This is a genomic window from Acaryochloris marina MBIC11017 (genome assembly GCF_000018105.1).
Lineage (GTDB): Bacteria > Cyanobacteriota > Cyanobacteriia > Thermosynechococcales > Thermosynechococcaceae > Acaryochloris > Acaryochloris marina.
The window spans coordinates 80952-99535 of sequence record NC_009929.1; the positions used below are offsets into that span (position 1 = coordinate 80952).

The 18584-nt window shown below is 44.8% G+C and carries 32 protein-coding genes; 15 read left to right on the forward strand and 17 right to left on the reverse strand.

The window, feature by feature from the left end; genetic code table 11:
* Positions 1 to 123: 123 nt before the first annotated feature.
* The 6 genes from AM1_RS44145 to AM1_RS33835 form a co-directional block, all read right to left on the reverse strand.
* Positions 124 to 246, reverse strand: a complete 123-nt coding sequence (locus tag AM1_RS44145) for an HU family DNA-binding protein (protein ID WP_012167781.1) — start codon at positions 244 to 246, stop codon at positions 124 to 126.
* 15 nt (positions 247 to 261) lie between these two features.
* The gene (locus AM1_RS33815; protein WP_012167780.1) at positions 262 to 639 is read right to left on the reverse strand and encodes an AbrB family transcriptional regulator; all 378 of its coding nucleotides are present in this window, start codon (positions 637 to 639) and stop codon (positions 262 to 264) included.
* 174 nt (positions 640 to 813) lie between these two features.
* Positions 814 to 1056, reverse strand: coding sequence for a hypothetical protein (locus AM1_RS33820; protein ID WP_012167779.1), 243 nt, complete (start codon positions 1054 to 1056; stop codon positions 814 to 816).
* Between the two features lie 162 nt (positions 1057 to 1218).
* Positions 1219 to 1704 carry an Hsp20/alpha crystallin family protein gene (locus AM1_RS33825; RefSeq protein WP_012167778.1) on the reverse strand — a complete coding sequence of 162 codons (486 nt, stop codon included), beginning with the start codon at positions 1702 to 1704 and terminating at the stop codon, positions 1219 to 1221.
* Positions 1705 to 2321: 617 nt separating this feature from the next.
* Positions 2322 to 3113 carry an HAD-IIA family hydrolase gene (locus tag AM1_RS33830; RefSeq protein WP_012167776.1) on the reverse strand — a complete coding sequence of 264 codons (792 nt, stop codon included), beginning with the start codon at positions 3111 to 3113 and terminating at the stop codon, positions 2322 to 2324.
* A gap of 151 nt (positions 3114 to 3264) precedes the next feature.
* A complete protein-coding gene (locus AM1_RS33835) occupies positions 3265 to 3663 on the reverse strand; it encodes a DUF4259 domain-containing protein (protein ID WP_012167775.1) in 399 nt (132 codons plus the stop codon).
* A 237-nt stretch (positions 3664 to 3900) separates the two neighbouring features.
* On the opposite strand from AM1_RS33835, the gene AM1_RS33840 reads away from it, so the two are divergent.
* A complete protein-coding gene (locus tag AM1_RS33840) occupies positions 3901 to 4248 on the forward strand; it encodes a hypothetical protein (protein ID WP_012167773.1) in 348 nt (115 codons plus the stop codon).
* Between the two features lie 456 nt (positions 4249 to 4704).
* Here the strand turns inward: AM1_RS33840 and AM1_RS44610 are convergent, their stop codons facing one another.
* Complete coding sequence (locus AM1_RS44610) at positions 4705 to 4935, reverse strand: hypothetical protein (protein WP_390610087.1); 231 nt, start codon at positions 4933 to 4935, stop codon at positions 4705 to 4707.
* 253 nt (positions 4936 to 5188) lie between these two features.
* Here AM1_RS44610 and AM1_RS39335 point away from each other — a divergent pair, with 253 nt between their 5' ends.
* Positions 5189 to 5338: a DUF2949 domain-containing protein gene (locus AM1_RS39335; RefSeq protein WP_012167771.1), complete on the forward strand. Its 150-nt coding sequence runs from the start codon at positions 5189 to 5191 to the stop codon at positions 5336 to 5338.
* 112 nt (positions 5339 to 5450) lie between these two features.
* Here the strand turns inward: AM1_RS39335 and AM1_RS33850 are convergent, their stop codons facing one another.
* The 5 genes from AM1_RS33850 to AM1_RS33870 form a co-directional block, all read right to left on the reverse strand.
* On the reverse strand, positions 5451 to 5810 hold the full coding sequence (locus AM1_RS33850) for a helix-turn-helix domain-containing protein (RefSeq protein ID WP_390610090.1): 360 nt from the start codon (positions 5808 to 5810) through the stop codon (positions 5451 to 5453).
* A gap of 54 nt (positions 5811 to 5864) precedes the next feature.
* Complete coding sequence (locus tag AM1_RS33855) at positions 5865 to 6185, reverse strand: helix-turn-helix domain-containing transcriptional regulator (protein ID WP_012167769.1); 321 nt, start codon at positions 6183 to 6185, stop codon at positions 5865 to 5867.
* A 3-nt stretch (positions 6186 to 6188) separates the two neighbouring features.
* The gene (locus tag AM1_RS33860) at positions 6189 to 6527 is read right to left on the reverse strand and encodes a type II toxin-antitoxin system RelE/ParE family toxin (RefSeq protein WP_012167768.1); all 339 of its coding nucleotides are present in this window, start codon (positions 6525 to 6527) and stop codon (positions 6189 to 6191) included.
* Between the two features lie 199 nt (positions 6528 to 6726).
* A complete protein-coding gene (locus tag AM1_RS33865; RefSeq protein ID WP_010478846.1) occupies positions 6727 to 7020 on the reverse strand; it encodes a hypothetical protein in 294 nt (97 codons plus the stop codon).
* Positions 7017 to 7253 (reverse strand): helix-turn-helix domain-containing protein, encoded by a 237-nt coding sequence (locus tag AM1_RS33870; RefSeq protein ID WP_010478845.1) that lies wholly within the window; start codon positions 7251 to 7253, stop codon positions 7017 to 7019. Before AM1_RS33870 ends, AM1_RS33865 begins: the two co-directional genes overlap by 4 nt.
* 320 nt (positions 7254 to 7573) lie before the next feature.
* Between AM1_RS33870 and AM1_RS33875 the strand changes: the two genes are divergently transcribed.
* The 3 genes from AM1_RS33875 to AM1_RS33885 all read left to right on the forward strand — a co-directional run bounded on the left by AM1_RS33875 (position 7574) and on the right by AM1_RS33885 (position 8472).
* Positions 7574 to 7762: a hypothetical protein gene (locus AM1_RS33875; protein ID WP_012167767.1), complete on the forward strand. Its 189-nt coding sequence runs from the start codon at positions 7574 to 7576 to the stop codon at positions 7760 to 7762.
* 65 nt (positions 7763 to 7827) lie between these two features.
* A complete protein-coding gene (locus AM1_RS33880; RefSeq protein ID WP_012167766.1) occupies positions 7828 to 8172 on the forward strand; it encodes a DUF3768 domain-containing protein in 345 nt (114 codons plus the stop codon).
* An 87-nt stretch (positions 8173 to 8259) separates the two neighbouring features.
* Positions 8260 to 8472: a hypothetical protein gene (locus AM1_RS33885; RefSeq protein WP_049783900.1), complete on the forward strand. Its 213-nt coding sequence runs from the start codon at positions 8260 to 8262 to the stop codon at positions 8470 to 8472.
* A 427-nt stretch (positions 8473 to 8899) separates the two neighbouring features.
* Here AM1_RS33885 and AM1_RS42675 read toward each other — a convergent pair whose 3' ends face one another.
* Entirely contained in the window at positions 8900 to 9076 is a 177-nt protein-coding gene (locus tag AM1_RS42675) for a hypothetical protein (protein ID WP_012167764.1), read from the reverse strand.
* A gap of 240 nt (positions 9077 to 9316) precedes the next feature.
* On the opposite strand from AM1_RS42675, the gene AM1_RS33890 reads away from it, so the two are divergent.
* The 7 genes from AM1_RS33890 (at position 9317) to AM1_RS33915 (ending at position 12583) form a co-directional block, all read left to right on the forward strand.
* The gene (locus AM1_RS33890) at positions 9317 to 9850 is read left to right on the forward strand and encodes a hypothetical protein (protein ID WP_012167763.1); all 534 of its coding nucleotides are present in this window, start codon (positions 9317 to 9319) and stop codon (positions 9848 to 9850) included.
* Between the two features lie 232 nt (positions 9851 to 10082).
* Entirely contained in the window at positions 10083 to 10460 is a 378-nt protein-coding gene (locus AM1_RS33895) for a hypothetical protein (RefSeq protein ID WP_012167761.1), read from the forward strand.
* Positions 10460 to 10924, forward strand: coding sequence for a DUF488 family protein, N3 subclade (locus AM1_RS33900; protein WP_012167759.1), 465 nt, complete (start codon positions 10460 to 10462; stop codon positions 10922 to 10924). Before AM1_RS33895 ends, AM1_RS33900 begins: the two co-directional genes overlap by 1 nt.
* A gap of 228 nt (positions 10925 to 11152) precedes the next feature.
* Positions 11153 to 11413: a hypothetical protein gene (locus AM1_RS33905; protein ID WP_012167758.1), complete on the forward strand. Its 261-nt coding sequence runs from the start codon at positions 11153 to 11155 to the stop codon at positions 11411 to 11413.
* A gap of 42 nt (positions 11414 to 11455) precedes the next feature.
* Positions 11456 to 11671, forward strand: a complete 216-nt coding sequence (locus AM1_RS42680) for a hypothetical protein (protein ID WP_187152994.1) — start codon at positions 11456 to 11458, stop codon at positions 11669 to 11671.
* 10 nt (positions 11672 to 11681) lie between these two features.
* Positions 11682 to 11891, forward strand: coding sequence for a hypothetical protein (locus AM1_RS33910; RefSeq protein ID WP_041661390.1), 210 nt, complete (start codon positions 11682 to 11684; stop codon positions 11889 to 11891).
* Between the two features lie 215 nt (positions 11892 to 12106).
* Positions 12107 to 12583 (forward strand): hypothetical protein, encoded by a 477-nt coding sequence (locus AM1_RS33915; protein WP_012167754.1) that lies wholly within the window; start codon positions 12107 to 12109, stop codon positions 12581 to 12583.
* Between the two features lie 14 nt (positions 12584 to 12597).
* On the opposite strand, the gene AM1_RS33920 is transcribed toward AM1_RS33915, so the two are convergent.
* Positions 12598 to 13386, reverse strand: a complete 789-nt coding sequence (locus AM1_RS33920) for a RecB family exonuclease (protein ID WP_012167753.1) — start codon at positions 13384 to 13386, stop codon at positions 12598 to 12600.
* A 392-nt stretch (positions 13387 to 13778) separates the two neighbouring features.
* Here AM1_RS33920 and AM1_RS33925 point away from each other — a divergent pair, with 392 nt between their 5' ends.
* Together AM1_RS33925 and AM1_RS33930 are read left to right on the forward strand one after the other, a co-directional pair.
* Positions 13779 to 14420: a Crp/Fnr family transcriptional regulator gene (locus AM1_RS33925; RefSeq protein WP_012167750.1), complete on the forward strand. Its 642-nt coding sequence runs from the start codon at positions 13779 to 13781 to the stop codon at positions 14418 to 14420.
* Positions 14421 to 14737: 317 nt separating this feature from the next.
* Positions 14738 to 15397, forward strand: coding sequence for a hypothetical protein (locus AM1_RS33930; RefSeq protein ID WP_012167749.1), 660 nt, complete (start codon positions 14738 to 14740; stop codon positions 15395 to 15397).
* A 131-nt stretch (positions 15398 to 15528) separates the two neighbouring features.
* Here the strand turns inward: AM1_RS33930 and AM1_RS33935 are convergent, their stop codons facing one another.
* Positions 15529 to 15888 (reverse strand): response regulator, encoded by a 360-nt coding sequence (locus tag AM1_RS33935; protein ID WP_010481601.1) that lies wholly within the window; start codon positions 15886 to 15888, stop codon positions 15529 to 15531.
* A 208-nt stretch (positions 15889 to 16096) separates the two neighbouring features.
* Between AM1_RS33935 and AM1_RS33940 the strand changes: the two genes are divergently transcribed.
* The gene (locus AM1_RS33940) at positions 16097 to 16519 is read left to right on the forward strand and encodes a hypothetical protein (RefSeq protein WP_012167748.1); all 423 of its coding nucleotides are present in this window, start codon (positions 16097 to 16099) and stop codon (positions 16517 to 16519) included.
* A gap of 125 nt (positions 16520 to 16644) precedes the next feature.
* Here the strand turns inward: AM1_RS33940 and AM1_RS33945 are convergent, their stop codons facing one another.
* Positions 16645 to 17553 (reverse strand): hypothetical protein, encoded by a 909-nt coding sequence (locus tag AM1_RS33945; RefSeq protein WP_012167747.1) that lies wholly within the window; start codon positions 17551 to 17553, stop codon positions 16645 to 16647.
* The gene (locus AM1_RS33950; RefSeq protein ID WP_148216078.1) at positions 17546 to 18394 is read right to left on the reverse strand and encodes a ParA family protein; all 849 of its coding nucleotides are present in this window, start codon (positions 18392 to 18394) and stop codon (positions 17546 to 17548) included. The genes AM1_RS33945 and AM1_RS33950 overlap by 8 nt, the downstream gene beginning before the upstream one ends.
* Between the last annotated feature and the right edge of the window lie 190 nt (positions 18395 to 18584).

Sequence of the window (18584 nt, forward strand, 5' to 3'; positions counted from 1 at the left end):
GGAAGGATAATTGATGTTTCTTAAGGTGAAGGCACCCATAAGGAAGCTGACAGAATCATAGCAATATCTGCCAGCTTGGTTGAGTAGGATTCGAGTGATTGAATTTGACGTAGTTTTAGTCTATCAGCCCTTAACCTTATCTTTGAAGTCCTTACCCGCACTGAATGCAGGGACTTTCATTGCTGGGTTTTTCATGGCTAACCAAAAACTCCCCAGCATAAGACCTTGCTGGGGAGTTTGTTGCATCAGTATTTCAATGGACTAAGCAACCTTGGTCAAATGAATGTGTTTGCGACCGACAGCAATTTCAAATTCATCTCCAGGTTCAAGTTCCAAGGCTTGGGTATATGTACGGCCCACCAAAATATTGCCATTGGATTGAACGCTGACTTTATAACTGGCTTTGCGCCCACTATTGCCGTTTCCGTTAGGAGATTGGCTATCTAAATCGATGCCTTCCGCATCCAATAGAGCATTGAGAAACGCGATAGTTTTAATTCGCTCAGAGCCATCTTTATCATTAGAAACATATCCGCAAGCTTTCGCTTTTTCTTCACGAGTGTAATCACTCAGTTGTTTTACTTTGGCTACTAAGTCTTTTCCTGTTAAGGGTTTAGCTTGCTTTTTCTTTCTCGGCATGGGTTAAAAAATCTCTCTAGCAGTATCACGATGACCACTAAATGATTGCATATAGTTTTAGATTTATGGTTAGCGGATAACCGATCCAATTAGTCAGGATGGCATTGGATATCGAATTTTTACATAAGAAGCTTCAACTGAAATAAGATGAGCGATTCTGTTAGTAACTCAGCTCTAAATCTTCGATAATTCCTTGGTTTTAACCGTAGACCCAGAATTTTGCCCTTGAGTAGCATCCTGTTTGTAAAAGTCCAAGTCCAGAGCCGAACCAATGACCTGCCCGTTCGCAGATATCTCATACCAACGACTCGTAAAAATATTCTGGGCAATCGTTGCATGAGACATCCCACACCGAGATATGCCTTCTGGTTTTTCTTTCAGAGGAATACCTCTAATTGGATCACGAGTGCTGGGCATTTGGAATATCTTGTCAGTTGTCTCCTTTAGTGGCTGAGCATTTATCTGCTCCCAGATACTGCCTTACACTATGGGCGAAGAGAAATCTAAAGAAGATCATAGATTTCCCTTCGCTTAAATTAGAGACTTGAATACAAAGATGAACGACTAGTGTCAGTTGTTTTAGGAGTTGTGGCTAGCCTCTAGTGCAGCCTGTGATGTTTCCCCCTTGTTTAGAAGGTTGACTTTGACAACTTTGTTCTGCTCCTCTTCAACTTTAGGTAGCCTAAGGGTAAGAAGACCTTGCTCAAAAGATGCCTCAACTTTGGTGTTTTGAATAGCAACAGGCAGTTTGCTGGCTCGACGAAAGTGACCATAATTGATGTCAGAGAATAACCGCTTGGTTCCTTCCTGCAGGTCTTCAGGGTGACGTTCTCCAGCGATAGAAATAGATTCACGAGTGGCTTGAATATCTAAGCTGTCCGCATTAACTCCAGGTAGAAAGGCTTTGAGAATCAGGGCATCACCCGTGTCCCATAGCTCTACGGCAGGTGCCCAACTCGGATAATTTGAAGATTTGCCTGTATCGATGGCATCCTCAAAAAGGTGATCGAGTTGTCTGCGAACGGTATCAATTTCTTCAATTGGGTTCCAGTAATTAATCATCATATGATTTTTACCTCACAGTTACTTGCAATCGAATAGCGAAAACAATCGCTTTCTTTGTGTTGCATCTAATATGCAATATCTGGCCTTCGTTGAGAATCTTGAGAACCCCACTTTTCATGTCGAGAAAACCCTACATATTTGGCAATGACTATAAGACAATAACTTTCGGGAGAGTTGATTATTGGAGTGAGTTTATTTCGAGTTGACTTAATTCAGTGTCAATGGCCGGGTTTGATCATTCATCATGCCAAACCATGATCTCAACCCCAATACTTCACACCTAACTTCCCCTAAAACTCCCACCACCTGAACAATTACTGGGAAAACTTAGGTCTGATGATGTTCTAGAAGTGAACCCAAGAAGCTCCAATGAATAATCCGAGGGTTAAGCTGAGGATAATTGCGCTTTTTCGGGTCATAGATTGCTCACCCGTGTATTTTTTAAGCAGCAGTTGAACTCTGAGAGCTGAATAGGAGTAGATCTAAAATGTGTCTTAGAATTAGCTTTCTGTAACCTCTCCAAGCTAGTGATAGGTTAGGTTTCCTCCATGCTTGGGGACGGCACTTGAAGCGATAAAGCTCTGAATTGTCCTGTCTTGATTGATGCGATTAGCAGCCTAATCTTTAACCATCATTGAGATCTCTGATTGCGCTTGCACTAAATTTAACCAGCAATGATCGGGTGCTTGCTCTAGGTCATTAATGATCTCCTCAGAATACTTACCCGTTAATATAAATGCTGTTTGAAATCCCATGGCCTTTCCGCCCCCTAAATCAGAGATAGGATCGTCGCTGATTAACAAGATCTCTTCTGGACTCAGGTCCCAGTCTAGGGTTGCTTTCGTAAAATACTCAGGACTAGGTTTTCCTAGGGTTTTGGCTTTTCTACCCGTTGAATATTCCAATCCAGTAACGATACATCCAACATCAGGTCGAGTAATGCCATTTGCATCTTTGAACACTCGATTTTTATGCAAGCAGAGGAAACGGCTTTTTTCATGGGCAATTGCTGAATATGCTGCATCAATATTGTGATTGTTAATGCTATATCCGCCACCACAAATCACAGCATTAACGTTAGGGGTGTCGTCTACCTCAACATCATGCTCTTGTATGAAAGTTTTGAGCGTTGGGCTACCGATTACGAGAGCTGTGTCGATATTCAGTAGTTCGCTCGATAAGAATTGAAGAGGTGTGAGCAGTTGATTTGCCTCAATAGAAAGCTCTCTTTCATTGAGAAGAGTGATTAGAGTCTCAGGACGTTTAACAGTGTTATTTGAAATAACCCCAAAGGGTAGTTGATTGAGACGACAAAAATCTATTAGTTCTACTGCTCCTATTAGCACTTCATGAGTCTTAGCTTTAAGCAGTACACCTTCGAGGTCGAATAATATGCCAGATACACGCATGTTATCTCATACCCATAAATGATGAGCCAGGTCGTCTATCTGACTACTATCAAGCTTTGTCGTTAAATCTAAAGCTTTACTTCGTTATTCTTCATATCTATCTAATGAGGAGCAAGAGGCTTCAGATCCTTCTGTATAACCAGTATCGATCTCAGTAAAGCAACCTACCTAGCAAATCATTCACGGAAGTCTGCCATAGTTCAAAATCATCTGAATTCTTCCACAACTTTTTGAGTTCAGACTTTTCTGAAATGGCCTCGGCAACATATCTCGCTTGAGATATCATCGTTGCGGGTGGGGCTGGCCGTCCTTCAACCCATACCTCCACCTCCTCTGGGCAATCTTCAGTAGGCTCACCCATCCAAGCTGCCACAACCTCCACCGCTGCAAGGGCAACCGCACAATCTGGGGCTTCTGGGGACTCATCTGCTTGGTCGATGACGGTGTTTAGAGCATCAATGATCGGATTGTCGTCATCTGAATCGGCCAGTTCCGCCATCCAGTCTAATGCGTCGTCATTCTCGAAGCTGCCTGGTCCCCATATGCTCATCGCTTATCCCCTGGTGAGTTCCAGGGACAATTTACCGTGAGGACAGAGGATAAGCCAAGGAATGCCGTCTTGGATACAGTGAGAGTGGGGCAAGAGTTCTCTTGGGAATGGTCAGTGATGTCATCAGCAATCTTGATAAAGCTGAATGGGTTGATATTCAGAAACTAAGAGAGACTCAAAAATCAAGCAATGCCAAGCATCGGGTTGCCAATATCCAGTAATTGAGGAGGCACGAATATGAAGAAACTCAGCGATTATGCAATTGGAGTCTTCTTGATAGTTATTGCTCCCCTGGTAATCGTGGTTGCAGGATTCCTTTACATCGACTTTGGGCATGTTGGACCGCCCACGGTCGAACAGTTGCTGGTTAAATATCCTACGTGTGAACAGCGAGGAGAATTTGTAGCAACACACATCAAAGAAAGTCAGACAACGCCAACGGCATTGATCAACAGACCAGCCAGAGACCTGGATGGTCTATGGCAGCGATATCGAGCTAAGGTCGAGAACATTCTTGAGGATCGAGATGAACGTATATTTGCCCATACTCTTTACAAGCTAGGTAGCGGCTGTTGGCACGATTGAACTTCGCGTTTAGTTGAGTCTGGGTAGGGTTGAATCTAGAAAGGGTACATCTCCGCTGCTTGCAGCGAATTACTGGGCTTACCATCCAAATCGACGGTTTAGGAGTGAAAGATCTTTGATACCTCGTCCGCTTGTGGAAAGGTGGTTAATTTGATCTTAGAGGTCTATGCTGTTCGCCTCTATGCGCCACCCATACTATTGGCTTGTATACTCAGCGTTGCTCGAAAGGTTATTGCACTTCCTAGTGGGTGCTTGCCAAATCGATCTCAATCGCTGTAACCCCTTTGGGTTGATATGGATCTTGTCTTCTATCAGTTTCAATTCGCCATTAGCAAAGGTCGAACCAGCCGCCCAGAGAATACTCGTAAAGTCGTCACGTTTAAGAGACGAGGGAGCGTATATCACTAGACCTTCATCGGATAATATTTCATATATTTTCTGCATGGTAGCTGGATACTAAGTGTCTAGTGCTCGGATATAGAGTGAGAGCAAGGGCATGGGATTATTCGTCCCGAAAATGGCATAACAGATGTAGGTAGAAGTAGTCACCATCCAAGTCGCTATCTTATGCGGATCGGTGGTACGGTCACGAGCCATCTCTAACACGAGATCGACCATATTTTGCCTGAAAGGAGCATCAAGACGAGTCTCTATGTTTTTCCAGAGGGCTAGGTTAATTGGATCCATATAAGTCTAATCTTTTTAATTAATATTTCTAAGCTCTAATCTTGTTGTAGCTCCTTCAGTAGATCATCAAGGTCAATATCATCTAGCTCGTCAATCTCTGACAAGATATCGGTTTCATCTATAGGAAGATTTTCTGTTTCTAACGGTGACATAGTTGTTAATTGCTATATATACTTATCTATTTATTTCCCTATAGTAAATAAGCTCTTGTGGATTCTGTATCCGAAAGTTCACGGAAATCCAGTGATACAAGATGGGTCAGATCCACATCATTCTCTGGCAACACGGCTTGCTCGACCTTGAGCAACTGGGGCAAAATTTTGAGTGGCGAATGAGCAAACAGGTGGAGTCGGCTAAGCAAAAGTGTCCAGTCGGTAAAAACTTGGTGGCGAAAAACAGGTAAACGCCAGGTTAGGCATAGGTATGAATTAATGCTGGATTGGGAAAAATGCAGCGGGAGATACTTTAAAAAACTCTGCCAATTCCTGTATATGCCTTGCTGTTAGCTGTCTTCGTTACTTAAAGACATCTGAGACAATTGACTCTGCCTTAAAGATAGGCACTAGATCTTTCTGCCTTAGCCCTCTCTCCTCCACTAGAACCTTCAGCAACTCGACCCCATTAATGTCAGGAATAGGTTCTAAGGTCTGCTCGTATTCCCAAACCAGTGTTCCCAAGATGTCCAGGTAGTCAGATTCATCTGAAGTGAGTTCACGCTCTAAATCAATAAGAGCATCAATTCTATTTTGAGCAGCTTGTAGCTGGCTATCGTTATGGATGGGTCGAGGTGGGAATTCCTGTATTAATCCTTCATAGCTAGGTGCATCATTGATTCCAAGGATCATTTTTCCATCTGCCTTTGTCATATTCGGCATGGGGTAAAACGTCAGGATGAAAACGAACAACCCCAAAGATGTTAAACGCTGGTCTCATATCTTAGAAGATGCTTCTTCTATGGGTTTGAAATCGATTGAAAGGCCCACTGCATTCAAGACCGCTGCCAATGTCTCCAAAGTTGGATTGCCATTACCTGATAAGAGTCGATGAAGATGTTGTCGTGTGATGTCGGCAGCCGTAGCAATATCCTTAACTTTGCCCTTGGCTTCGATCACATTCTTGAGTGCCAACAAAAATGCTTCTGTATTGCCGTCCTCAAGGGTTTCGTCCAGAGAAACCTTTAGATATCTCGCGGCATAATCGGAATCCGAGAGTCTAATCAGTAGGTCATCTTGATAGCTTTTTACGGGCATCGTCTAAGCTCCTCCCTGTTCATCTTTGTAAGCAGCCCATAGCTTTTGTGCCGTTTTGATATCCTTATTTTGCTGTTTTTTGGACCCACCCAGGAGTAAGAGAATGATCTGCCCTTTCATCTTGCCAAAATAGAGTCGGTAGCCTGGCCCGAAAAAGAATCGCAATTCATAGACCCCTTCTCCTAGCTGCTTGTGATCACCAAAATTTCCTAGCCTCAGTCGATCTAGTCGGACATCAATTCTTACTTGGGAGTTGGGATCAAGGTTGTCAAACCATTCATCAAAAGGGCATTGACCAGCAACCGTGACATATTTTTGAATGTCCCACTGCTGCTGATTCATGCTATCTCCTATTTATAAGTGTCGCATAAATGTGACAGTAATAGCCATCTTCAATTTTTAGGTTGTGAACGTATCCCTGATGCCACTACCTCTCAAAATTCCTCGATAGCCTAGTGAAGCGCTAGAGGCAGACCCCAGAAATTCCTAGGATAAGTCCAAGGATAGGGCTGTAGTTTCTGATTCCTTTTCCCAGTACTTTCTAAGAAGTTGGGTTTCCCCCTCGACCTATTTCTCCATCTCTAGAAAGAAGATAGTCAACGGCACGTTTAAGTTGTTTTGCTTCTTCACGAGTCTCTAGCATGGCTTCAGATAACACACCCATTTGAGCTTGTAATCCCAGTTGCCCTTCCATGAGACGTTCAAAGGCAGATTGTTGCTTTTCCTGCACTTGGAGAACACTTTCAATGGAACGTTGCTGATTGTCTTGAATATTGACCAAGCGTTCAAGCATTTGTTCAATGCGATCCAGTCGATCCGGTTGGCTAGCAGTCATATTTGAACACCCTCAACGTCATCAGGTTCCCAGTCAATTTCAACCAAGTCAGCAATTGTTTTCAGTCCAAAGTATTTGCAAAGCTGGGTGACGGTATGGTTATCAATCCGGTCAAAATGTCCGCGATAGATTTTTCCAACCGTAGTCGGACTAAGCCCGGTTCGAGCAGAGAGGGTTTTTTGATCAATCCCCACCTGTTCCATTAATTCTGGCAATTTAGTAATCACTTTCATAACTCCATCGTACTATCCAACGATAACACGATATCAGTTTCATGTTGACATGATATTAGTATCGTAGTATTATCAGGGCATACCGAAGGAAAAGGAAAGCGCCTCAAGAAAGGCTTCCACCACAACTAAAGACCGGGCGACAGCGACCTTCCCCCAACCGCTAGCAACCACCTGAAGCTGGTGCCGCGACCGTAAGGCGATGCCCTCTAAGGCTAAAAACTAGAGACGATTCAAAAAACTTTCATTGACGAGAGCCGCTGGGATTCCGACCAAGAAAAAACAGCGGCTCTCCTAGCAAACCTACTAAGAGGTATTAGCCAATGTTAACCGATACATTAACCCAAGCTTGGCAACCCTGGACTGACGCTGAGCTTTCAGAGCGTAATAAGCTAACTCCTAAGAAATGGCTCCAAGTCCCTATCCAGAATGGCTATCAGCACCAGCCTTGGGAATCTGGAGACTCTCGTCATTTCACCTCTGACACACATCCAGAAGACACCTGGAACTAACTCCAGGTCAAGCAAGGGGCATTTATTGCCCCTGCTTCATTACAGGAAAATCAGAGGACATAATTATGGCAACTATTGAAACAACCGCACTATCCCCCATTGCCCAACTTAATGACCGATTTCGCCAAGGCGACTACACCCTAGGCCAGGTCTTCACCACTCAAGGTGTCCAGGCTCTTTCATCAGTCGTTCAACAGGAACTCTTTCGACTGGTCCGCACGTTCGATGAGTTTACCCCAGGAAATGACCCGTATGGTGAGCACAATTTTGGGTGCATAAAATTGAATGGCGAAGTCTTCAACTTCAAAATTGATTACTTTGCCCCGGATCTGATTCATGGTTCAGAAGACCCAGGGGATTTATCCAAGACAACCAGGGTTCTGACCCTCATGCACTCCAGCGAGTACTAACTCCGCATTTCCTCTTGTATCCTGGCTTCCGGGCTGGGGTGCTTCTCATTCTCGGTTGATACAATGACAATAACCAAGGAGCCTCTGATGACAGTATCAAACCCTGATCACCTTGACCGCATTGAAGAGTTACTGACTGGCTTTGGTGAGGATCTAAATGCCCTTAAAGAGCAAACTATTAAAACTAATGAAAGGGTGGAAATCTATCAGAAAGCTAGCCAACAGGTTGTGAATCTGGCCTTTGGCCTCATCCTTACTGCTGCGCTTGCAATCATCATTCCGGTTATCACCAACAGCTAGCTCTTATCCCGTCACCCCAATATTTGCAACGCCCTGGCTCTTTCTGCCGGGGTATTTTGCCATGTCCTTTTCTGAAGCTGGACCCATGTCTCCTGAAATCACATATGCCTTTGTCTGGGTTGAGGACCAAATCAGGATTCCCCGCTCCCACGGCTTGATACCAGCTTTTCTTTCCCCTGATTGGTTAAGACCTTGATTAATATGTACCCAAATTTACAACTTGATTGGGTCTATAAATGTAGTCTAAAACCTAACAATAATTAGCATTATCTAGTATTTAAGCCTCAATACTTCATTTTTGAGTTTCTTCTCTCACCGATTGGGTTTGTCACTCGATCTTCGGTTACTCTCTAAAACCCCGGCATCTCCTGTCCGGGGTTTTCCCTTTTAAATCATTGGAGGGATATCTCCAAGCCTTGCAACCCAATTAAAAGTACCCCCTTCCCCAAAACCTTCTCTTTGATTTCTTATCTTTACTAATCAGCTCCTTGGTATCCCCCATCAAGGGGCCTTTTTCATGATGCCCGGAGGCAATTCCATGAAAATCCATGTTGCTCAAATCCTGACCTGGAATGGCCGCACGTTCTAGGTGATTGATTTGCATCAGGCCCAAACCCAGGAAAACCTTGGGTCGGTCATCAGGGAGTACGTGGCTGCGATGGGGGTGCGGTTAGTTTACTGGAGTAAGGTATTGTAATCCTGGTCTCAGCGGATGCGATCACTGGCGGTTCATTTGCAATCGCATCCACCTACAAGCTAGCTCAAATCATTTCCCTTGCTTCACACCTATTAATTACCCCTGGCTTATTCGCTGGGGGTTTCGCGTATCTGGAGAAAAAATAATATGACCGTTTCAGTACCACCACCCACATTGACCTCTGAGTCTCCAAGACTTTCTCATTCTTCATTCAACCGACCGCTAGGCTTAGGTCCAAGCCCTAGTGGATTGGCAATATTCTGTAATCGGGCCAACACAAAAACTTGGTATACCCTCGATGCTAATACCCAGCCACAAGAACTGGAATACCCAGCTCTAACAGGGTACTTGGTGAGTATAGAATTTCCTCCAAAAGAATATAGAGGCGAAAAGAGTCATAAGCTTCGATTCAAGATGCAGGCTGATCGGTTGTATACCCTGGAGGCAGGTTATAAGTCGGTGTTCGCTAAGGGATTCCTGAGTGAGATCGCAATGCTTACCCCAGAGCAACTCCGACAACCCATCACTATTGAAGCAACCCCTTCCGATCAAGAGGAAAAAGTGTTGTTTTGTTCTGTGTGGTTGGGTTCTGAGAAAGTCTACTTCCATTGGGATGACCAAACAAATTGGAAGGCGATTGCTCAAAGAGCTATGGCTAATGTGGCCGGGATAAGCGGTTAACGACTCTCATCAGAGATATGGAAAAGGGCGACCAGGAGTGTAGTGTGTCGCCCTAAAAGAGATTGCTGTTCACAATCGCATCAGAATTTACCACGACGGCAAAATAATCCGTGTGATGTTCACAAATCTTTTGCTGTCGAACCAATAGACCAATAAAAAGGCGATTCCCTGTTAAAAGACTCGCCTTCAGTTGAAGCAATTAATTGCTTCTGTTTCCTAGGGAGAATCTATCATGCCAACCGAAACTAGAATCCCAACCCGAATCAGGCTTGGAGATTGGAACGTGCAGAAGAAAGCAGGGGCTTATGTCTTGAAGACTCCACTCATGACGCACTGCTGGAGATGCAAGCAATACCACCTTGCGATCGCAGCTCTGCCAGTAAGTAATCCCAAGCAAACGCAATTCAAGTGGTTCTGCCAAGAATGCGCTCGTAATCTGGGTATCCAACCCAGTCAAGAACTGCTGAAGAAGTTACCGACAATGCACACCTTACATATTCAACATCGCAAGACTCAGATCAAGCGATTGCAGAATATCAGGTGGGCTGGGGTTGATTTGGAAAAATGCCATCAGGCTGCAATCGAAAATCGAACTGATGCTGTGTTCTGATGCTTTACTCTGCCTCATACTTTGAACCTCATAACCATCATGGTTTGTTGGTATCCATTTCGCGATCTCATCCTCGATCCTTCCAGGTTGATACCAAGCTACCCTTCCTGGCTCCGTCCCAAGCACTGCTTGATGATTGGAAGCATCACCAGCTCACCGAGGCAGGATATATCGACCGATATCGTCAGGAACTCCAGCAGGCATGGCCCCAGGTAAATTCTTGGTTAGCCTCCCTTACCCCAGAGGGAGATTGCACCCTATTGTGCTGGGAAAAGACGGGCGAGTTCTGTCACCGAAACCTGGCAATGAAGGTGGTTCGCAAGCATCGACCCGATTGCTACGGTGGCCGCGATATCTCCGCTGATCCAGGGCTGCAATGCTCTAACTGCCAATCTCTAATCATTCCCGGTGTTGATCAGAGTTATTGCCCTCGCTGTGGCGAGTGGATTCCTACACCGATATAAATATTAGACTCAGCTACACCTCGAATATCAAGGGCAACCCACGGCAAGAAAGTTGCCCTACTACAACGCATCAGTTTCCGCTAAGTGAAATTTACCACGTCTACTCACAGCTACATGCGGCTCCCCTGCTGGTAAAGCGATAGCCACTACAGCAGAATCACGACCTCAACAGAAGGGTGGCAACTCCATCCTTTTGTTTGCTTATGAATAGAAATAGGAGACAGTCCCATGATCGAAGTACTGGAATTGTGGGAAGTGGGCTGTGATTGGATCGGTGGCTTGCAAGGCTGCTATGCCCTCGGTCATTTTGATCCAGCCACTTTTGCTCAGGCTGTCGATCCAGATTGCCCTGCTGAAGCACATCAGGTCCGTCATGAGTACTGGATGGAGTACTTCCTAGAACCAGACGGTGATTGCATCTGCTTTAGGAAGTGCAATGCAGATATTGAGGGTGCGTTTGCCGTCACCTATCTCGAAATTGAAGGGTAATCACAACCCAAATTAACCAATTGAATATTGGAGGAAAATCCCATGAGCAAGTTAGTGTACTCGCCTCAGCATCACCTGGTGTACTTCCTCGGAACGCTCAGGAGACAAAACGGCACCCGTCTCAAGGTGTTCTCAACAGTCTCCAGACAGCATGTTCTGATGATTTCCAAGGACAAATCCGGGAAGTGGAGCAAGAACTTCACCACGGTCAAAATCACGGATTTACGCCCTGCTGTCCGACTCAGGTTGTGTTGTTAGGGGCAGGATCATGAGCGCTACTCAGATGGCCTTGCCCCTCCAGGTGCCTGGCGCCTCGACGCTCCCTGATTTGTCCACCTATGACCATATCTTGGTTGCCTTCTCTGGTGGTAAGGACTCTATCTGCTGTCTGCTGCGACTACTGGAACTGGGTGTACCCGCATATGCCTATTTGTTCATTGGCTGCGCCCACTGGTTTATTCCCGTAGAGTTTGCATAGAAACTTTTCAGCGTATTCCAGACGGGCAAGGTCAATGCTTGTCCGGGTTGGGTGAGGGATTAGCGAGGTTCTACACTTGTTTCTATCTAGCTCCTTTCGAGAATTGATTCGGCGGCTCCGCTCACCCAATGCTCAAATCCAAAACATTGTTCACAATAGAAGTGAGGATATCAATTCAGGCGAAAGAATCCTCCTAGAATTCTGAGGAGAGAGCCATGAGCGAGTATGGCGATTTTAATAATCATATTCCTACACCCCAGCTTGATCCGCTTCTGATGGGAGAGGTTATGGGTGCGGATGCCTTTTCAGAAGGAGATTGGGTATTGCTTCGTTCCGAGGGGAACAAGCCTACGAAAGTGACCTGTTGTCATCATGACTTGATTTTTGTAGATCAAGGAATGGGAGAGAATTTTGGAGATTCTCTGGTTAACTTTTACCCAGAAGAGCTAGGGTATCCTCTGGATCATCGCTTTTGGAGCAGTCATCAGAAGCGATGCTATCTCCGTTGTTATATTGATCCACAACTAAACACACGATGGAAAGCACTGTCATCAACACCATTAGAGCAAGAAAAGACAAAGCAATTATGCTTCCTGGGGCTTTTCTTGAGTTTGATAGCCTTACTTTCTAAGGTGTGTGATTACATTGCCAGAGTTTACTCAGTCTCAACGTTGGTTGGGCTAAGTCATTGAATCCATCCATCAGACTAAATCCCCAACACCAGTTGCACTTGCCGCGCATCCCTCGTCCCCTCCGGTAACGGTTCTGGCTTCTTGGACTTCGCAGGACAGTACTTCTGATAACCACAGTGGTTGCAGTGCCCACCAACTTCCGGTTTCCACTCATCATCTGCTCTGAGCTTTACCGCGATGTCCCCGATCAACTCTCGTACCTGCTGGTGATGATCAGGCGTCACATCAAACGAAACTTTCTGGCCTTGCCGTAGATAAATCAAACTCAGCGTGTCAAGAGCCTCTGGGTAGATCTGCTCCAGAATCAAAAAGTACAACCCAAGCTGTAGATCAATACCGTCAGACGGGCCAATCGTCTTGCTCGTTTTATAATCAATCAGCTCCAGGCCATTATCGGTATAGTCTAAGCGGTCATAACGGCCTGTGATGGAAAACTCGATATTGTTCACCTGGAAGCTAGCCTTGATCTTCCCCTCGACGCCAATCGGTTTGCGGATCTGAGGAAGTGGGGCAACGTATTTCTCGTAATAGAGCTGCAATGCCATCCACCCCTCATGAATCTGGGCTGGTTTCAGCTCTCCAGTGTGGTGCTGCCAGCACATGGCAAACCAGTCGAGGGAAGGGAGGGGGTAATCGTAGTTCCAATCTTTGTAGATATCTGCGAGAGTTTTGTGAAGGGCAATCCCAAAGGCAGGTGACCCAAAGGCAGAGGGTGAAGAGAGTCCCCGCTCATATCTGAAGTTGTAGGCTTTGGGGCACTGCTGGTAAGTGATGAGTTTGGTGGCTGAGAGGGTATAAGCCATCGATTTGCGCTGGGGGTATATTTCAATCGTAGTTCAAGACGCTCTGACACCCTTTAGCGATGACTTATTAGTGGATGGTCTCATTAACTTCAATATTGTGATTTCTGATGAAATACCGGGTGTTTAAAAATAGGCGAATCTCAATGGATCTGTTGATACTTCAGTTGAGAAATTTCTCAACTGGGAATATGCGAGATAACCCCGACGCCTTCACGAGAGAATTGTTAGTATACGTAGGATATAGGTTTTAGCGGTCATAGCTCAATGTTCAGTTTGAACTTGAACATGGCTCTGAAGAAAAGCAATTATATCTCTATTGAGAATGACTCTTAATTTAGATTTAACCTCAACGTTGAGATTTTTGAGTAAGGGCCAGCTCTCAGGACGCACCAATGTCACAAACACAGATTTCACCAGCACTCTCCTCTTTCCATTGGTCACAGTTACTTGAAGAGGTTTATCAAGGACGACAAACCTATGATTACAAGAGGGGTTTCAACATCGTTTTGCATTCCTACGATATTTGGATCGTGTGTCGAGGAATCGTTCAACTACATACATCGGATGGTGAGGGGAATGAAGCAATCTTGGGATTGGCTTGTCCAGAAATGCCCTTTGGTTTGCCCTTGACTCAAGTTTATCCTTATACAGCAACTGCGTTAACGGATGTCGTACTCATGCGTATCAGTCAGCAAGAGTTGGAGCAGTCGCCTATTCTGGCACAAGGGATTCAAGTTCAATTGAATCGACGACTCCAGCAAACTGAGGCTTTATTAGCTCTAAATCTTCATCGTCGTGTGAGCGAACGCTTTCAGGAATTACTGTTATTGCTGGCAAGGGAAATAGGGGAACAGGTCCCAAATGGCTGTCGGATTGGTGCTCGATTAACTCATCAACAAATTGCAGGTCTGATAGGGGCTACTCGTGTTACGGCTACTCGCATCCTTGGTGAACTGCGTAAGGAAGGATGGCTATCGATCGATAAAACTCGCCATATCATCCTCCATGGCTCTTCTATTGTGGATTTCCAGTAATTGTCATCACCTGCACACTAAGCATAAGCATTGCCTAGTATCCTCCCTCCACCGATCAGAAACTCTAATCCCCCAATCCTTGTAGCACCAAGCTATCCACGCTACCCTAGTGGCTAGGCAGTGGGGTATACCCACCCAAAGTATTTTCTCCAAATCCACCTCATGACGGCTCCAAATCGAGCCTGATTTTTCCCGAGGGTATATTCTCACGCGAGGCCAAAACAACCCCTTGCATTTTCTCAATATCCACATGGCCGACTCGGTTGCACATGCCAGTCGTGCCCTATCCACTATTCATTATTCAAAGGACAACACTCATGAAACTGATTACTTCTGTCAAAATCCAACAAGCCGACCACACCGAGGTCATAGACACCGCCGCTACCCAAGTGGGTCTAGCTGCAAACAAAGCCTTCCTGTTCGTTATCCGCAAGGAAATCCAGGGCTGGAAAAACTTCACTGCTCTCTGCTCCTGGGGCCTGTCCAAAGTAAGCCAGAAGCATAGCCCCATCTTTGAGGAGGTCAAGGAACGTACTGTGGCTGTCTACCGCAAAGGCTGTCAGCAAGAGACGGCATTCGTCCAAGCGCTCATCAAGTCCCAGCTCACGGACCGGGTCGATGCCCACTGGGAACTGCATGATAAGGCTATCGACTGGTTCAAGGACCAGACTCATGCATTCCTGGCCGACAGTCCGACTGATGATATTTCTGAGGTCGAGGCTGAGGATCTGGCTCCTGACATTTCGGAAGACCTGGAGGAGGCTGTAACTGTGGCTGAAGAATCCATGACTATCCTTGATGAGGCTCCGGTTCCGGTCCTTGATCCGCCTGTTGATCCTGACCCGTTGGATGATGAGTTGGCCGTTCCTCAAGACCCGACTCCTGCTGTGGTTAGTGGTGAGGGGAAGCGTCGGACTGGAAGCAAGAGGGTGACCCTAGCTGATGTGATGAAGCAAGAAGCTGCTAAATCCTCCTAATCATACTCATACCAATCACCCAGCCTTTAGAAGAATCTAGAGGCTGGGTGATTGGGAGCTTGGTATCGTGTCAGGCATCCAAAATGGGACAACCTCACCAATGGCATAAGGGCTACTATTCAGTTCATTGCTTATAGAACAGAACGAACGGCTTTTAGAAAATCTTCACGGGTATAGGGCTTAGTGACATATTCATCTGCTCCTTGCTTTTTACCCCAGAGCTTATCTAAATCCTGATTCTTTGTCGTGCAGATAATCACAGGTAATTGCTGAGTCGCTTCACTCTTCTTTAGAGTTCGGCACAACTCAAACCCACTCATTTCTGGCATAACCACATCAGTAATGACAAGATCAGGCTTTTGAGTTTCAGCTTTTGTCACAGCTTCTTTGGCATCATCTGTGCTAATAACAAGATAGCCAGCTTCTTTTAAATATAGACACATTAGCTTTAGTTCAGCCGGACTATCATCTACGACTAAAACAGTTTTCATTTACTTTTTTCTCCCGTAACACATAGAGGTAAGAACAAAAAAATGGCTCCACCCAATACATTTAAGATGCCCTTCTTTAATCTAAGATGTTCTATTTTTTACGTCGGAAATCCGCTTCCAGCAATGGATGTGTATGTGGTGGCATAGGCGCAAACCTTAGAAGGTGGAGCGAGATGGTGCTACTATCCTTCTAGCGCGGATTAATCAAATGGTTTGTATCCCAACTCTTTCCCTCAAGCAATTAGCGATTTTGAGACTTGCCAAAGAGTCTTCTGGTAAGACTATTAAACTGCATTGTGAAATGCCAATCATCAATAGTGGCGAACCTCCAGCAGGGTATACAGCACTTATCCAGAAACTGATTGACTTGGGCTTAATCGCAGTTCAGTTCAAACAGATGCGTTGTGATTTTTCAAGGTATCAGAGAAGGTCTTGGGCTAAATTCAGCGCAGAGCTGGAGTATCCCTCTATCTTGGCCTGGGAAATATGGCGGGATAAATTTATCGCTAGGCAAAAGGGAACAAATCGTGCTGCCATACCTGGGGAAGAATTTGAGGATTATAGCTATGTATGGATTCAAGAGATAGGAGTTCAGGCAATTCAACCTAACGAAGACTCAATACTCCAATAATGCAGCATCCCTAAGTAAAGATAGAGTTTTGTGAGGTGACCTTGCGGAACTGGGGTGCGCTAAGCTCTTTCTTGTTTCGGGGGCAGCTGCTCTGGCATCAAATCGGGTCAGTCCTCGGAGTAAATTTATAACTTATCTAGAAGTTGCTTCAATTCTTTGAATCTTGTGCGCTGAGTCTTATTCAATTTAATAGCGCTTAGACTTCTTATGACTTTTTCAAGGTCATTTAGAGAGCGATCAGCCTTTGTAGTTTTTGCTTTTTTGGTGGGAGACTTTCGTTGTTGTTCGTGCCAGCTAATAGCTTTTCTTAGTTGTGAAAATGATACGTCATGAACCTCAACGATATTCTCCTCTAAAGGCAGTTTCCCCGCTAGCAAGCCAGTGAGAGCCATAGGTTCTGGTAAGCGATAAACTTGCTCCAATTTGGATACTCCTAGTTCGAGTACACCAGTTATACTTTCAGTATAGGAATTCAGAAAAGTCTCTACTATATCCTGATTGACCCTTGATCCTAAGTTTGCAAGGTGTTCCTTTAGCTCAGTTGATATAGGTTCTCCATCGCGAATTGCTTCTGCAATCTGTAGAAATTCATTTAAACCTCTGGTTACTCTACGATATGCCCAAACCTGGCGAGTAGTTATCGAGTCACCGCTTGGGCGGCGTACTTCACCACTCTTTATGAATGCGGTGAGATTGTTGTACCCTTTTTCTTTAAAGAGTTCTTGCTCTTCGATAACATCTAGCCGAGTGCCAATTGCAAAAGCATAAATAGTGCTTTGAGCTTGAGCCGTTTGGAGAGCTTGGTCAATCTGACCTTGATATGTTTCAATTTCTTGAAGCAGTGACTGTAGTGTTTGATTCTTTCTTGCCTTACAAATATCAATAGCCCGGAGCCAATTCTCACGATCTACAAGATTGATCCTTTCAAGATTAACTACCTCGTCTGTTGGGTTTTTAGGTACGATGGCTAACTTGCGAGGTAAGTTTGATTTATTGGTAACAGACTTTACTCTTGAAAAATTTTTTTTAGGCATTGACCTCTACCTCATATTTTTCATGCATATTGCTGCTAGATGTTATTTCTTCAAGATGCTCAGCTATTGCAATAAAAGGTGTGCGATGTTCTGGCTTAACTCCCGTATAGGTATAAAGGGATTGTCCTTGGGCTGATAATTCTGCATAGACAGTTAAATCCCGGACAGGTGGTGCAATCCATGATGGTTCAGACTGATGTGGGAGTTGTGAGCGCACATCCCACTCAATAAGTTGCTGATAGATACTTTTGTGCAAACTTGTTGGCTTCATCCTATTGGGGACAATCATCGAAACAATCATTTCAGGATTCACACGATCAGCAATTTCGCTGACTAGATTAAGTAGTTCTGGTATGTTCTTGAGCGCAAAATACTCTGTTTGTACAGGAACTATCACATTAGTACAGGCTACTAAAGCATTTTTTGTGAAAAGCCCTTCTCCCTTTGGAGTATCTAACAATACGTAATCATAATTTTCATAAACCTCATTGAAGGCATCTAGTGCATCTTTCAATCGGCTTTCACTAGACAAACCTTTCTCAATCTCTAATTGATAGGCCCCAAGGTTACTACCTGATGTAATAACATGAATTCCTCCCTCAACCTCGATTATGCCTTCTTCTAGTAACTTTGCTTGCTCTCTTCTTGGCGCAAATAGAATCTGACCTATGTCAGGTTTAGATGCGTCCTTTTCGATACCCACTGCCGAAGAGAGATCACCTTGGTGATCTAAGTCAATACATAAAACTTTTTTGCCTATGTGGGCCAAGGTTGCTGCTAGACAAAAAGCAAGGGTTGTTTTGCCTACTCCACCTTTAATTGCTGCGATTGCAATAATCATGGTTGTTTCCTGCAACTGCACGATTTCACAATTGATACAATACACCATAAATTCGTTTATGCATCTTTAATTGTGAAATCGTGCATCCAAGTGCAGACGTCTGCACTTGGAAAGTATAAGTGGATAGACGCTACTGTCTCCCTATGAGCACACCAACTATCCTCGGCATCGCTGGTGGCAGTGGTGCAGG

Coding starts and splice junctions, on each gene's coding strand:
- AM1_RS42675 (WP_012167764.1), bottom strand. CDS start 9,076: ATGCAAATCAATCACCTAGAACGTGCGGCCATTCCAGGTCAGGATTTG.
- AM1_RS33850 (WP_390610090.1), bottom strand. CDS start 5,810: ATGCCGAATATGACAAAGGCAGATGGAAAAATGATCCTTGGAATCAAT.
- AM1_RS33945 (WP_012167747.1), bottom strand. CDS start 17,553: ATGCCTAAAAAAAATTTTTCAAGAGTAAAGTCTGTTACCAATAAATCA.
- AM1_RS33875 (WP_012167767.1), top strand. CDS start 7,574: ATGTTAACCGATACATTAACCCAAGCTTGGCAACCCTGGACTGACGCT.
- AM1_RS33825 (WP_012167778.1), bottom strand. CDS start 1,704: ATGATGATTAATTACTGGAACCCAATTGAAGAAATTGATACCGTTCGC.
- AM1_RS33830 (WP_012167776.1), bottom strand. CDS start 3,113: ATGCGTGTATCTGGCATATTATTCGACCTCGAAGGTGTACTGCTTAAA.
- AM1_RS33840 (WP_012167773.1), top strand. CDS start 3,901: ATGAAGAAACTCAGCGATTATGCAATTGGAGTCTTCTTGATAGTTATT.
- AM1_RS33815 (WP_012167780.1), bottom strand. CDS start 639: ATGCCGAGAAAGAAAAAGCAAGCTAAACCCTTAACAGGAAAAGACTTA.
- AM1_RS33820 (WP_012167779.1), bottom strand. CDS start 1,056: ATGCCCAGCACTCGTGATCCAATTAGAGGTATTCCTCTGAAAGAAAAA.
- AM1_RS33930 (WP_012167749.1), top strand. CDS start 14,738: ATGAAACTGATTACTTCTGTCAAAATCCAACAAGCCGACCACACCGAG.
- AM1_RS33895 (WP_012167761.1), top strand. CDS start 10,083: ATGCCAACCGAAACTAGAATCCCAACCCGAATCAGGCTTGGAGATTGG.
- AM1_RS33900 (WP_012167759.1), top strand. CDS start 10,460: ATGCTTTACTCTGCCTCATACTTTGAACCTCATAACCATCATGGTTTG.
- AM1_RS33920 (WP_012167753.1), bottom strand. CDS start 13,386: ATGGCTTATACCCTCTCAGCCACCAAACTCATCACTTACCAGCAGTGC.
- AM1_RS33855 (WP_012167769.1), bottom strand. CDS start 6,185: ATGCCCGTAAAAAGCTATCAAGATGACCTACTGATTAGACTCTCGGAT.
- AM1_RS42680 (WP_187152994.1), top strand. CDS start 11,456: ATGAGCAAGTTAGTGTACTCGCCTCAGCATCACCTGGTGTACTTCCTC.
- AM1_RS33950 (WP_148216078.1), bottom strand. CDS start 18,394: ATGATTATTGCAATCGCAGCAATTAAAGGTGGAGTAGGCAAAACAACC.
- AM1_RS33880 (WP_012167766.1), top strand. CDS start 7,828: ATGGCAACTATTGAAACAACCGCACTATCCCCCATTGCCCAACTTAAT.
- AM1_RS33935 (WP_010481601.1), bottom strand. CDS start 15,888: ATGAAAACTGTTTTAGTCGTAGATGATAGTCCGGCTGAACTAAAGCTA.
- AM1_RS33890 (WP_012167763.1), top strand. CDS start 9,317: ATGACCGTTTCAGTACCACCACCCACATTGACCTCTGAGTCTCCAAGA.
- AM1_RS33835 (WP_012167775.1), bottom strand. CDS start 3,663: ATGAGCATATGGGGACCAGGCAGCTTCGAGAATGACGACGCATTAGAC.
- AM1_RS33905 (WP_012167758.1), top strand. CDS start 11,153: ATGATCGAAGTACTGGAATTGTGGGAAGTGGGCTGTGATTGGATCGGT.
- AM1_RS33885 (WP_049783900.1), top strand. CDS start 8,260: ATGACAGTATCAAACCCTGATCACCTTGACCGCATTGAAGAGTTACTG.
- AM1_RS33860 (WP_012167768.1), bottom strand. CDS start 6,527: ATGAATCAGCAGCAGTGGGACATTCAAAAATATGTCACGGTTGCTGGT.
- AM1_RS33940 (WP_012167748.1), top strand. CDS start 16,097: ATGGTTTGTATCCCAACTCTTTCCCTCAAGCAATTAGCGATTTTGAGA.
- AM1_RS33925 (WP_012167750.1), top strand. CDS start 13,779: ATGTCACAAACACAGATTTCACCAGCACTCTCCTCTTTCCATTGGTCA.
- AM1_RS33915 (WP_012167754.1), top strand. CDS start 12,107: ATGAGCGAGTATGGCGATTTTAATAATCATATTCCTACACCCCAGCTT.
- AM1_RS44145 (WP_012167781.1), bottom strand. CDS start 246: ATGCAACAAACTCCCCAGCAAGGTCTTATGCTGGGGAGTTTTTGGTTA.
- AM1_RS39335 (WP_012167771.1), top strand. CDS start 5,189: ATGGGTCAGATCCACATCATTCTCTGGCAACACGGCTTGCTCGACCTT.
- AM1_RS33870 (WP_010478845.1), bottom strand. CDS start 7,253: ATGAAAGTGATTACTAAATTGCCAGAATTAATGGAACAGGTGGGGATT.
- AM1_RS44610 (WP_390610087.1), bottom strand. CDS start 4,935: ATGGATCCAATTAACCTAGCCCTCTGGAAAAACATAGAGACTCGTCTT.
- AM1_RS33910 (WP_041661390.1), top strand. CDS start 11,682: ATGAGCGCTACTCAGATGGCCTTGCCCCTCCAGGTGCCTGGCGCCTCG.
- AM1_RS33865 (WP_010478846.1), bottom strand. CDS start 7,020: ATGACTGCTAGCCAACCGGATCGACTGGATCGCATTGAACAAATGCTT.